General features: G+C 63.0%; 10 protein-coding genes. 5 read left to right on the top strand and 5 right to left on the bottom strand.

Features of this window, described 5'->3' with window-relative positions; all coding sequences use genetic code 11:
• Window positions 1-27 precede the first annotated feature (27 nt).
• The gene (locus tag JP75_RS13190) at window positions 28-1,242 is read right to left on the bottom strand and encodes an MFS transporter (RefSeq protein ID WP_152565836.1); all 1,215 of its coding nucleotides are present in this window, start codon (window positions 1,240-1,242) and stop codon (window positions 28-30) included.
• Between the two features lie 166 nt (window positions 1,243-1,408).
• Here JP75_RS13190 and JP75_RS13185 point away from each other — a divergent pair, with 166 nt between their 5' ends.
• On the top strand, window positions 1,409-1,735 hold the full coding sequence (locus JP75_RS13185) for an antibiotic biosynthesis monooxygenase family protein (protein ID WP_035083723.1): 327 nt from the start codon (window positions 1,409-1,411) through the stop codon (window positions 1,733-1,735).
• Window positions 1,736-1,914: 179 nt separating this feature from the next.
• On the opposite strand, the gene JP75_RS13180 is transcribed toward JP75_RS13185, so the two are convergent.
• Window positions 1,915-2,520, bottom strand: a complete 606-nt coding sequence (locus tag JP75_RS13180) for a MarR family winged helix-turn-helix transcriptional regulator (RefSeq protein ID WP_160194689.1) — start codon at window positions 2,518-2,520, stop codon at window positions 1,915-1,917.
• 141 nt (window positions 2,521-2,661) lie between these two features.
• Here JP75_RS13180 and JP75_RS13175 point away from each other — a divergent pair, with 141 nt between their 5' ends.
• Window positions 2,662-4,236 (top strand): MDR family MFS transporter, encoded by a 1,575-nt coding sequence (locus tag JP75_RS13175; protein ID WP_035083719.1) that lies wholly within the window; start codon window positions 2,662-2,664, stop codon window positions 4,234-4,236.
• Window positions 4,237-4,363: 127 nt separating this feature from the next.
• On the opposite strand, the gene JP75_RS13170 is transcribed toward JP75_RS13175, so the two are convergent.
• Window positions 4,364-6,085 carry a flotillin family protein gene (locus tag JP75_RS13170; protein ID WP_035083717.1) on the bottom strand — a complete coding sequence of 574 codons (1,722 nt, stop codon included), beginning with the start codon at window positions 6,083-6,085 and terminating at the stop codon, window positions 4,364-4,366.
• A gap of 134 nt (window positions 6,086-6,219) precedes the next feature.
• Window positions 6,220-6,858, bottom strand: coding sequence for a YqiJ family protein (locus JP75_RS13165; protein ID WP_035083716.1), 639 nt, complete (start codon window positions 6,856-6,858; stop codon window positions 6,220-6,222).
• Between the two features lie 335 nt (window positions 6,859-7,193).
• On the opposite strand from JP75_RS13165, the gene JP75_RS27060 reads away from it, so the two are divergent.
• Both JP75_RS27060 and JP75_RS13155 read left to right on the top strand, forming a co-directional pair.
• Window positions 7,194-7,814, top strand: coding sequence for a hypothetical protein (locus JP75_RS27060; protein WP_035083714.1), 621 nt, complete (start codon window positions 7,194-7,196; stop codon window positions 7,812-7,814).
• A gap of 85 nt (window positions 7,815-7,899) precedes the next feature.
• Window positions 7,900-9,993, top strand: coding sequence for a molybdopterin-containing oxidoreductase family protein (locus JP75_RS13155; protein WP_035083713.1), 2,094 nt, complete (start codon window positions 7,900-7,902; stop codon window positions 9,991-9,993).
• Window positions 9,994-10,602: 609 nt separating this feature from the next.
• On the opposite strand, the gene JP75_RS13150 is transcribed toward JP75_RS13155, so the two are convergent.
• Entirely contained in the window at window positions 10,603-11,376 is a 774-nt protein-coding gene (locus tag JP75_RS13150) for a sulfite exporter TauE/SafE family protein (protein ID WP_035083711.1), read from the bottom strand.
• Window positions 11,377-11,655: 279 nt separating this feature from the next.
• Here JP75_RS13150 and JP75_RS13145 point away from each other — a divergent pair, with 279 nt between their 5' ends.
• A complete protein-coding gene (locus JP75_RS13145) occupies window positions 11,656-12,096 on the top strand; it encodes a glyoxalase superfamily protein (protein WP_035083708.1) in 441 nt (146 codons plus the stop codon).
• The last annotated feature ends 539 nt before the right edge of the window (window positions 12,097-12,635 follow it).

The raw sequence follows: 12,635 nt of genomic DNA, 5'->3' as shown, positions 1-12,635 counted from the left end.
CGGGGATTTATTCTATGGTCAAAAACACTAGGTCGCCTCTGCCGTCCGCAATTCGCCAAGACGCGACATATTGCCGAACGCCATGATTGCCGCGCCGACAACTGCCACGCCGGCCCCGACCATCAGCGCAAAGCGATAGTTCCCGCCCGTCGTCAGCAGCCCAAAGGCCGTCGCCCCCAAGAGGTTGGCGGCAATGGCCACGACATCCATCAGCGATGTCGAAAGGCCCACCCGGCCTTTGATCGCATCCTGCACATAGGGGATGTTGACGCTCATCAGCGCCGCCGTCCCCAGCCCATTGAGCAGCAGCAGCCAGTAAAACGCCGCCATGCTGGTCAAGATGCTGGCAATCCCGATAAACGCCGCCATCACCAGACCCGCCGCCGCGAGCAGTGTTTCCTTGGTCCACCTGGTGGTGAGATAGGCGAGCAACAACATGCACGGCGCCTCGATCGCGGCGGTGATCCCGGCATAGAAACCCACATCGGTAACGGTCCCGCCGAGGTCGCCAACGATGAACAGCGGCACCGTAAAGGTCAGGATGCGCATGGCCGCCGTCATCACCACCAGTCCCGCGAGACCCGCAAGCGTCCCAAGGGGCAGGGCAAAGGTCGAAAGCAGCGACGCCCCCTCCGCCCGCACCGGCGGCGGCATCTGCACCGCGGTCGCCTTGTCCGCCATCAGCAGCGCAAAGATCGCCGCCACGGCCGCATAGCTCAGCGAGGACGCCAGATAGACATTGAAAATGTCGAATTCCGCCGCGATCCAGCCCGCCAGCGGTGGCACGACGATCCAGGCGAGCGTAAACACCATGCGCAGCGCCGTGACCATGAAATCAGCGCGCTTGGGATCGTGCGTCACATAGTAGACGCGCACATAGGCAAAGCATTGCCCATAACAGGCGCCGGCAACCGGCATGACCAGCGCCATGGCGATCATAAAGCTGAGCTGCGTCGGCCAGACATAGATCATGCCATGGGCAATGATCCCCGCAAGGGCAGTCGCCAGCACCAGCAGACGCCGGTCGGGCAGTTTGTCGGAGATATAGCCCAGCGTCAGCGATACCAGCGTGCCCAATATCGAGCCCGCCGCCATGACTGTGGCGAACCAGCCGGGCGACATGCCCAGCGTATCGACGCCCACGAGCGAGGCATAGGGCATGGTGGCGGCATAGGTGACGCCCGAAAAGAACATGTTCGTTCCGAGCAGCGCCGTCACCGGCAGGCGTGGTCTCGCAGTCATCGTCCCCTCCCAGAGAGCGGCAAGACCTAGCGCCGACCCGATAATTCGTCCATCGAAATCGATTTCATCGACTTGGAATCCGCTGTGAACGGCACTTTTGGAGGAGTAGAATAGAGGCTCCGCGTCAGGTCACGTGGGCCTGAGCGGCCAACATGGGAGGCCCTTGATGACGGCCTATAATATTGTGCGTATGCGGGTGAAACCCGGCTCGGAAGACGCGTTTATTGCCCATCACAATGCCTTGCTGAAGACAGCCGGCGAGGAACTGAAGGCTGCCGGCATGCGCCGCTTCAGCCTCGTCAAAACCGGCGAGCGCGCCTATTGCGTGCTCGGCGAGTGGGAAGGCTTTGACAGCATCGTCAAGGCACGTCCCGCCATGATCAAGTCGCTCGACGGCCTGCGGCCAATGCTGGAAGACCTCGGCGGCGATCTCGGCGTCACCGACCCGGTCTCGGGCGAAGCCGCCGCCGAATATGACATGCGAACGCATTAGAGCGGCCCAAGCGATCCGTATCGCCTGGCTATGATGCTTTTCCACCCACTAGCTGTCATCCCGGCGAAGGCCGGGACCCAGCTTGAGATATCAGGATGGGCCCCGGCCTTCGCCGGGGTGACAATCGAGAGTGCCGGGCGTCTCAGCACCAACGTGAAGCACTTAGCAGAGTGACCGGCCTATGCCGGCTCCCGCACCCCCGCCCGCGCTATGCTTTCGGCCAGCGCGGCGATTTCATCCGCATGCTTTTCCGCCGCCGGATCGATGCCGTCCATCCAGGTCCCAAAACGCTTGAGCAGCGGCACGAACACGGCCAGGTCCTCCGCGCTCCACTCGCCAAGAAAATCGCCCATGACGAGAAACTTGTAGGCGCGCACCGCTTCCACCACGGCCCGCCCGCGCGCGGTCAATTCGATAATGGTCCGTCGCGCATCCGCCTGGCTCACTGCCCTTCGAGCATAGCCCTGGTCCACCATATCGCTCACAAGACGGCTCGCGCGTGACGGGTCGATATTGATCCGCTCGGCCACCGTCGCAACCATGGTTTCGCCCGGCGCTTCGGCCGGGTCCATCGGCCCGGCTATGGCGAAGAGCACATCGAGTTGCGCCAGATCCAGCTCGATCTTGAGATGCACCAATGCCCGCTGGCCGAGCTCGCGCTTCTGCGCGCGCCGCCGCCACTTCTGCATCAGGCCATCGATCTCCACCACCGCCTCGGCGGTTTCGGCATCGAGCCCGGCCTGCATCAACACCTTGTTCATCTCGTTTTCTACACTCAGCGGCATGGCAGCCCCCGCAGTTTTGCATGCTATCCGCAATTGCATGCTATTGACATGTAATTGCTTGCAGCACATTTATGCCGTCAGAATTCATTTCGCAAGGGCCGACGCCGGGCGCCGGTCCTCTCTATTTTGAGGATTGCCCCAATGTCACAACCCATTCAACCGGCCGAAGCGCCGCAGGACCAATCGACCAAGCTGGTCATCGGCGCCGTCGCCGTCACCCTGCTTCTGGCTTCTCTCGGCCAAACCATCGTTTCCACCGCTCTTCCCACCATTGTCGGCCAACTCGGCGGGCTCGATCACCTCACCTGGGTGGTCATCGCCTATCTCCTGAGCTCGACCGTTGTAGCCCCCATCTATGGCAAGCTCGGCGACCTCTATGGCCGCAAGATCGTGCTGCAGGCCGCCATCGTCATCTTCCTCATCGGCGCCGTGCTCTCGGCCACGGCCAGCTCGATGACCTTCCTTATCTTCGCCCGCGCCATCCAGGGCCTCGGCGGTGGCGGCCTCATGGTCGTCGCCATGACCGTGGTGGCGGACATCATTCCTCCGCGCCAGCGCGGCAAGGTGCAGGGCCTTTTCGGCGCTGTCTTCGGTGTCGCCACAGTTGTTGGTCCGCTGCTCGGCGGCATCATCGTCGAGCACATTTCCTGGCAATGGATTTTCCTTATCAACCTGCCGCTCGGCATTCTGGCGCTCGCCGTTATCGCCGTGGCCCTGAAGCCGCGTGCCGATCGCGTTTCGCACAGCATCGACTATGCCGGTTTCGTCCTGCTCTCGGGCGGCCTCACCGCCTTCGTGCTTGCCACCTCGCTCGGCGGCAACACTTTCGCCTGGGCCTCGGTCGAAATCATCGGCCTGATTGTCTTCGCCATTGCCGCGCTCGGCACGTTCCTCTGGGTCGAATCCCGCGCCGCCGAACCTGTCCTGCCGCTCTCGCTCTTCCGCAACAATACCTTTGCGGTGACCAATGCCATCGGCTTCCTCGTCGGCATGGCCATGTTCGGCTCGATCACCTTCCTGCCCATGTATCTGCAGCTCGCCAAGGGCATCTCGCCCACTGAATCAGCGATGCAGCTCGTGCCCATGATGGTGGGCCTGATCGGCGCTTCGACCCTCTCGGGCTTTTTCATGACCCGCACCGGCCGCTATCGCATCCTGCCGCGCCTCTCGACCTTCGTCCTGATCGCCGGCCTTATGCTGCTCGGCTCCATGCAGCTCGACACCCCGTCCTGGCAGGTCGCGATCTACATGTTCCTCGTCGGTGTCGGTATTGGCCCGGTCAACAGCGTCAGCGTCACCGCGACGCAAAACGCCGTCCCGCGCGAAGTCGTCGGCGCAGCCACTGCCGGCACCACGCTCTTCCGCCAGATCGGTGGCTCCATCGGCGTGTCGGTCTTCGGCGCCATCTTCTCGAGCGGCCTTGCTTCGCGCCTCGGCGACGCCATGCCCGCCGGCCACTCCGGCAGCTTTAGTGCCCAGGCCGTCGCTGCCTTGCCCGAGGCAACCCGCAACCTGGTGCTCGAAGCCTTTGCCGGCGCCTTGCACCCGGTCTTCTATACGGCGGCGGCCGCCGCCGTGCTGGCTTTCGGCCTGACCTTCCTCCTCGAAGAACGGCCCCTGTCGAACACACTCCGCAAGGAGCCCGAGGCGGAAATCAAGGCTGAAGAAGAGGGCGCGGCTTCTGTGGTTGGCGCCCCCGCAACTGCAACGTCATAGGCAAGGTTACCCCCACCCTTAGTCCCTCCCCACAAGGGGGAGACAACGAAACCGTGAAGTCTCAGCCTGCGCCTCCCTCCCCCTTGTGGGGAGGGAATGAGGGTGGGGGTGCGGCAACCGCCGAATCCTACTTCCGCCCCTTCGGCTCCACCGGCGCAGCCTGCGTCACCGAGCTCGCCAGCCCATCCAGCGTCCCGCCGGAAATGCCCAACTCGCTCATCAGCGCGTCGATCAGCGGCGCCTGGCTCCGATACCGCAACGCCGCCGCCACAGCCTGATCCGCCAGCCCGCCGTTCGAACCAGCCGCCTCGCCACCTGCAACAGCGCCGCCAGCCCCATTCAGCCCATCGACATGCAGGATCTTGATCCCGTCGATATTCTGCATCGGCTTCACGCTTTCAGCGATGATCTGGGGCAGGGCCTCGATCAGCTTCACCCGCACCTGCATGGCAATCTGCTCAGCCGAAAGCGTATTGCTGGCTTCGTTGATCGTCCGCTTGCCCTCCGCCTCGACCTTGTAGGTCGCGGCCAGCGCCTCGGCGCGCAGCAGCTCGGCATCGGCCGAACCCTTGGCCCCCACGCGCTGCTTTTCTGCGTCGGCTTCCGCCGCAATACGGATCGCCTCGGCCCGGTCCGCCGCCGCAGCCTTTTCTGCCTCAGCCGCCACAGTGATGCTGATCGCCTGCTGCTCAGCCGCCTTGCGCGCTTCAATGAGCTGAATGGCCTTCTCGCGCTCGGCAACCGCAGTCTGGCGCGAGGTCGTCACTTCTTCCGCTGCCTTCGCCGCCAGCGCGCGAGCCTCGTCAGCCGCCGCATCGGCAACTGACTTTTCCTTGCTCTTGATCGACACCGCAATATCGCGAGCCTGCTCGGCCAGCGCAATCTGCTTGGCCTTCTCCACCGCCGCAGCTTCAACCGCCAGCGCCGTAGCGATCTCGCGTTCCTTGACCACCTGCTCGGAAGCAATATCCGCCTGCCGCACCTTCTGTGCCGCCAGAATGCGGGTCTCTTCCGCCTCGCGCTCGCGTTCCGATTGCTGCTGCTTGATCAGCGCCGCCTGCTCGGCCATGCGGATCTGGATTTCGCGCTCCTGCTCAAGGCGGGCAAATTCCTTGTCGCGCGAGATCTGATACTTCTGTTGTTCCGCATCGAGGTTCTTGCGCTCGATAAGAACCTGCGTTTCCTGCTCGATATCGTTGCGCGCCTTGCGCCGTTCCTCGATCGCCTGCGTCAGCTTGGTCAGACCCTCGGCGTCGAACGCATTGTCCGGGTTGAAGAATTCGCGATTGGTCTGGTCGAGCCCGGTCAGCGACACCGATTCAAGCTCGAGACCATTCTTGAGAATGTCTTCCGAAACCGCCGCCTGCACCTTCTGCACGAAATTGACGCGCTGCTCGTGCAGTTCCTCCATCGCCATTTCTGCGGCCACGGCGCGGAGGGCATCGACGAACTTGCCTTCCACCAACTCCTTCAGTGCCGCCGGCTCCATCGTCCGCCGACCCAGCGTCTGCGCCGCATTGGCAATGGATTCCACCACCGGCTGCACGCGCACATAGAATTCCGCCTGCACGTCGACGCGCATGCGATCCTTGGTGATCAACGCCTGCTCATTGGCGCGCCGCACTTCGAGGCGCAGCGTGTTCATGTTGACCGGGATCTGCTCATGCAGCACGGGAAACACCAGCGCGCCGCCATTCATGATCACCTTCTGCCCGCCAAAGCCGGTGCGCACAAAGCTGACCTCCTTGGAAGACCGGCGATAGAGCCGCGAGACGACAAGGCCAATGGCAAACAGCGCCACCAGAATGACGGCGATGATGATGAGAATATCGAGAAGGGTCTGGGACAAGGCGAAAGTCTCCTGGCTTGGCGGGGCGGGGTCTGTCGTCTGAAGGGTAATAGGGGTAGTCGGTTGTTGGATCGGCGCCTGGACGATTGGCGGATCGGATGGGTCACCTGTAGCCGGCGTCTTGACCTTGGCCATCACTGCACCGGCTTGAGCCGGACGATGGCCCGGAACACGGGGCCCTCGCGCCGCACCAGCACCACTTCCGATCCCTCGGAGAGCAATTGCTGGGCGTCATCAGGCTCAACCAGCACATAGTGCGTCTTGCCATGAATATCGGTGAGCTTGGCTTCGGCCGGTTTTCCCGAACTCGCCGTGCCGCGAAACACCGTCGCCACCCGGCCGATGAAATCCGCCGTGCTGACCGCCTCGGTCTCCTCGCGCGGCATCAGCCTCCCGAGCCAGTGGCCCAGATGGTGCGTCGCGAACAGCGAGAAAACAGCAGCCGGCGCGCTGGCAATCGCCGGCTCCAGCGCGAACCCCAGGATTCGCCGCATCGCCTCCTGCAGCACATAACCGCCGAGCCCAAAACTGGTGGTGATGAGAATGAGCACCACCAGCGCCGGCAGCCGCCCAAAACTCATCCAGTTGAGAAACTGGCTCAACGGCCCCAGTTCGATTCCGGACGCATCGGCATCCACATCGGGGATTGTGCTATCGATCGCCTCGCTCGGGCTCAGCCCTATGAGCACACCGGCCAGTTCGATCAGCGCAATGGCGAGCGTCAGCCCCAGAGCAACCGCGAAGGGTGCCGTTTCGGCCGCAAACAGATCCATCTGAGCCTCCCCCAAGCCGTGCGCACGCCGTCAATATTGGCCGGGCCGCCCACAGGGTCAAGCCGCAGCGGCCGGCACGCATGTCACCTCAAAAAATTCGTGCCGTTTCAATATGTTGTTCTCTTTCTCGGAATCGCAATGGCAAGCCGTTGAATCTGAATTTGAGGCAATTGAATCAAAGCAGAAGGTTGCGCATTCGCAACATGCGCCGCTCCTTGAAGTCACCTTCTGCCTTATGGCGGAAATGTGAATGGTCAAATCACTTTGGCTCTGTACTCTTCACGATATTCACTCGCCGAATTGCGTCACCGGCCTCGCACCACTGGAGATCAAGCGTGCCCTTGCGTTGGCAGGAAGTGGCTTTGCCACTTGTCGTGATTACCCTTCTCATTGCCCTCAAATATTTGCCCATGACGGCCCATTTGCCGCTTTCCCGCGCCGCCGGCGTGGTGGCCTTTGGCTATGCGGCGTTTCTGGCGCTTCGCCTGATCCAGCCCGAAGAGGGCATCATGGTCGAAGGCGGCTGGTCGGAACTGCGCCCGTCGCTGGTCGAATATTTTGCCTGCTACGGCTCTGCAGCACTCGCCGCGGTTCTCCTCTCCGCCGTCATTTTCATGGGCAGCGCGGCGGACACCACCCAGTTGATCGCCACCTATCTCGCCGTGCTGCTCTTGGCCGCTGGTTCCATCGGCATCGGCATGGCCGGGCTCTTCACCAATACGCGCTGGGACAACCGCCAGGTGACGCAGCGCACCGCTCGCGGCAATGAGACAACCCTCGATTGGGCCGACGTTCGCTCCGTCAATCCCAACTGGCGCGGCATCACCATCACCGGCACCTCGGGCCGCATCACCTTCTCCCAGTTCCACGGTGGCGCTTCCCAGCTTGCCAAGCACGCGGCAACCCGCGCCCAGCGCAATGCGGAAACAGCCACCAAGGCTTTTGCCACCCTGTGACGAAAAGGGGTGCATCAGCGCCCCTTATTTCACCCATAAGCACAATGCGATTGTCGTGGGCGGCGGCCTCCTTTAATTTCCGCCCATGAACGCCCCCACGCCCCACCACACCATCCGCTCCGTCTGCCCGCACGACTGCCCCTCGGTCTGTGCCCTCGACGTGGACATTCTGCCCGATGGCAAGGTGGGCCGCGTCCGCGGCGCCAAGGACGATCCCTATACGGCCGGCGTCATCTGCGAAAAAGTCGCCCGCTATGCCGAGCGCATCCATCATCCCGAGCGCCTGACCCATCCCATGCGCCGTGTCGGCCCCAAGGGGGCAGGGCAGTGGCAGCGCATCTCCTGGGATGAAGCGCTCGACGAAATCGCCACCCGCTTCCTCGAGATCGAAGCCGCGCACGGCCCCGAATCCATCTGGCCCTATTTCTATGCCGGCACCATGGGCCATGTGCATCGTGATGGCATCGAGCGCCTGCGCGCCGTCCGCGGCTATTCCCACCAATACGACACCATCTGCACCGGCCTCGCCTGGCCCGGCTACATCGCCGGCACCGGCCTTCTCGGCGGCGTAAACCCCGAACAGATGGCCGAAAGCGATTGCGTCGTCATCTGGGGCACCAACGCGGTGCACACCCAGGTCAATGTCATGACCCACGCCATGAAGGCCCGCAAAACCCGCGGCGCGAAAATCGTGGTCGTCGACATCTATCGCACCGCCACCATGGACCAGGCCGATATGGGCCTCGTCGTCCGCCCCGGCACCGATGGCGCGCTGGCAACGGCCACCATGCATGTCCTCCTGCGCGATGGTCTCGCCGATCGCGACTACATGGCCAAATACACCGATTTTTCCGCCGATTTCGAAGCGCATCTTCGGACGCGCACCCCCGAATGGGCGTCGGAAGTGACCGGTCTCTCCGTCGCCGAAATTGAAGCCTTTGCTCATCTCGTCGGCTCCACCCCGCGCACTTTCTTCCGCCTCGGCTATGGCTTCTCGCGCCAGACCAATGGCGCCACGGCCATGCACGCGGCGCTTTCCATCCCCGCCATGACAGGCGCCTGGCAGCACCGCGGCGGCGGCGCATTCCATTCCAATTCCGGCACCTGGGGTCTCGACAAGTCGCGCCTCGAAGGCACGCACCTGCAAAAGGGCACGCCGCGCCTCCTCGACATGTCCGAGGTCGGCCCCATCCTCACCGGCAATGCCGCCGCGCTGCAGAACGGCGCCCCGGTCCACGCCATGATCGTCCAAAACACCAACCCGGCCTGTGTCGCCCCCGACCAGACGCTGGTGCGCCAGGGCTTCCTGCGCGACGATCTCTTCCTCGTCGTCCACGAGCAGTTCATGACCGAAACGGCCGAACTGGCCGATATCGTCCTCCCCGCCACCATGTTCCTCGAACATAACGATTATTACACCCGCGGCGGCCACACCCGCATCCTCTTCGGCCCCGCCGTCGTCGAGGCGCCCGGAGAGGCGCGTTCCAACCACGAAGTCATCAACGCCCTGGCCCTGCGCCTCGGCAGCGACGACCCCGTCTTTTCAACCACCGACCGCGAAGTCGTCGCCGAAACCTTTGCGCGCTCGGGCCTCCCCTCCATCGAAGAAGTCCAAAAAACCGGCTTCATCGACAAGGAACGCCCCGACGACGTCGCCCGCTTCGCCAACGGCTTCGGCTGGCCCGACGGCCGCTTCCGCTTCGAGCCCGATTGGGACGCGGTCGCGAAGAAAAAGGGCTACCGCTGGGTCTGCGACCCCGCCATCATGCCGCGTTTCGCCGACCATTGGGACGTTACCGAAAAGACCGATGCCGAGCACCCGTTCAAGCTCGCCACCAGCCCCGCGCGCGCATTCCTGAACTCCTCGTTCAACCAAACCCCCGGCAGCCTGAAGCGCGAAGGCGAGCCCTCGGTCTTCATCCATCCGTCGGACGCTGCTGCCCAGAACATCGTCGATGGCGAACCCGTCACCGTTGGCAATCATCGCGGCGAGGTGCAGCTAACGGCGCGCCTCTTCGATGGCCTGCCCACCGGTACGCTCATCGCCGAGGGCCTCCACCGCAACAAGGCCCATCGCGGCGGGCAGGGCATCAACATGCTCACCAATGCCCAGCCCGCGCCCCCCTTCGGCGGCGCCCCCTTCCACGATGCGGCCGTCTGGATCCGAAAATCTAACTGATGAGCCTATAGGCCTCCACATCCAACGCCCCGCCCTCGCGGGAGAGGGACGCGAATTTCTTCGTCCAGAAGAAGTTCTAGAGCGTTTCATCTTTGAGCTGAAACGGGCGTTTGGGGAGACCTCATGGTGAGGTGCGAAGCGCAGCGAAGCCTCGAACCACGAGGTCGAGAGAGTGGAGACATCGTGCCACGCCCTCGTCCTTCGACGTGCTCAGGATGAGGTCTACTTGTGTTTCAGCTCAAAGATGAAACACTCCAGGATGAGGAGGCGGGGAGAGAGTGGATCGGTACCCAACTTATCCCTCTTATCCTCGTCTCGTAGAGCGGTGCTAATCTTCTCCCACAACTCCGCACGGACGGTCTGCAGACGACAGTAGCGGGGAGGGCCAACCGTGGTGGATCGTCTCCATCTGCGCGTTCGGGTCCGGCGTCCCCTGCGACGAGCGATCAAAGGGCGCGATTCCGGGCTGTCCGAAAAATTGGCGCCTCGGAGCGGCGACGCTTCATATTTTTACTATCCACGAAGCGCCTGCCGCTCCGAGGTTCCGTCCACCAGCCAAACCGGAGGCGAAGATCGCCGTCCGGCGCTCAGGCCTGCGCGCCCCGGCGCTCATACCTGCGCGCCGTAAGCGGTCCAGAAGAAATAGAGGGTCATGGCGATCCCATAGACGATCACGCCAATCCGGATCCATTGCGTCGGAATATATCGCGCCAGCCGCGCAGCCACATAGCCACCGGTCGTCACCCCCACCAGCGCAATCGAGCCATGATACCAATCAATCGTCCCATTGAGCACGAACCGCGCCACGGCCACGACGGCGATGGTCGACGAAATGAACAGCTTCAGCCCGTTCATCGCATGCATGTCGCTCATTCCCGCCATGGCGAGAAAGGCCAGCAGCAGAATGCCGAGCCCGGCATTGAAGAACCCGCCATAGACAGACACGGCCGCCAGCAGCGAAAGGATCAGCACCGTGCCCAGGAGCTTCATCCCGCTGCGCCCGCCACCCCGCGCCCGCAATGTCGCATTGATGCGATTGCCGAAGATGAAGGACAGCACCGCAAAAGCCATCAACCAGGGCACCACCTTGGAAAACTGCTCGTCCGAAACCACCAGCAGCAGTTCCGCCCCGACATAGCCGAAGACCGCCGCGATGAGCCCATAGACCACCAGCCGATCCTTGTAGGGCGCCACCGATTTCCAATAGCCCATCGCGCCGCTGACATAGCCGGGCAGGGCGGCATAGGTGTTCGACGCATTGGCGAGCACAGGCGGCACACCGGCAAATAGCAGCGCCGGGAAAACGATGAACGAGCCGCCACCGGCCAGAGAATTGACAGCGCCGCCAAGAAGGCCGGCAAGGAGCAGCAGAATTTCAGTCATCGAAAGGTCACCCAAGGCAGTCACATGTTCCTAGACCGCCCGACGCCGCCAGCCCAACACAATTGTCTGATCGCCGCCATCACGCCGATTGATCCGCTGATCTTGACTTCGCGGCCCATCAGGCGCATTTACGCCCACGGTTGCTGGCGCCTGCCGCTCGCGGACATCTGTCCATGGTGAAGCTCAGCTACAAACGTGACACTTCGGTTTTCTCCGAGGCGCATCATGGCAAAGCGGGCACCCATGGACCAGTCGCCTCCTTTCAGGAGATGACCCTTCATGTCTTTTTCTCTCGACACCCCTTCGGCCCAGACCCTCAAATCCGAGGCCAAGAACCTGCGCGAAGAGCGCGCCAAATCCGGCCAGCCGATCACCCACAGCGCCGCCCTCGAAGAGGTCGCCCGCACCCACGGCTATCGCGACTGGAACACGGCCCGCGCGGCCTTACCCGATCGCGTCGCCGTGCCCTTCCAGGTCGGCATGCGCGTCAAAGGCTTCTATCTCGAACAGCCCTTCCGCGGCCTGCTTATCGGCTTGCAATTGTCCACCGACATGCAGCACCACAAGGTGACCATCCAGTTCGACGAACCCGTCAACGTCACCCCGACCTTCATGTTCGCGGCGCACCGCCAGCGCGTCACCGCCACGGTCGACATCCATGGCCTATCGCCCGCCCTGCGCGGCAATGGCCAGCCGCAAATGCGACTGATGCGGGAATAAGACGCACTGAAGCGGCCCACACCCAATTGTCACCCCCGGCGAAGGCCCAGGGCCCATCCTGAGATCTCAAGATGGATCCCGGGCCTTCGCCGGGATGACAGCCGGTGTGGGCCACTGCACTCGTACAAGCGCTCGAAACCTCGATGACCGTCCCGTTGGTGAGGCAACTTATCCCCGCTCCTCCCAAAGCGACTAAACTAGGCGCTCCAAGGTTCAGGAGGGATTGTCACCAGCCGTGCTTTTTCAACCCGGGGTACGCTCCATGGTGATGGTCCGTCCCAACTAGCCCGTGTCCTCCATCCCCACCCACGGTGTCATTCCCGCGAAAGCGGGAACCTCCGTTTTGTCGCCGGCTTCCCGCTTTCTCTGGAACGAGGACGTTGAACGAAAAACCAGCCAAGGACACTCCGGCCCTATGGGACGAACCTCCCCAACGGCCTATCCTCCACGCTCCCACGCTCCCACGCTCCCAGCCCTAGACTCATAACCCTAGACTAAACAACCTCTCCCCCAGCCCCCAGCCCCCAGCCCCCAGCCCC

The organism is Devosia riboflavina, assembly GCF_000743575.1.
Classification (GTDB): Bacteria; Pseudomonadota; Alphaproteobacteria; order Rhizobiales; family Devosiaceae; genus Devosia; species Devosia riboflavina.
This window is presented reverse-complemented; position numbering and strand designations above follow the sequence as displayed.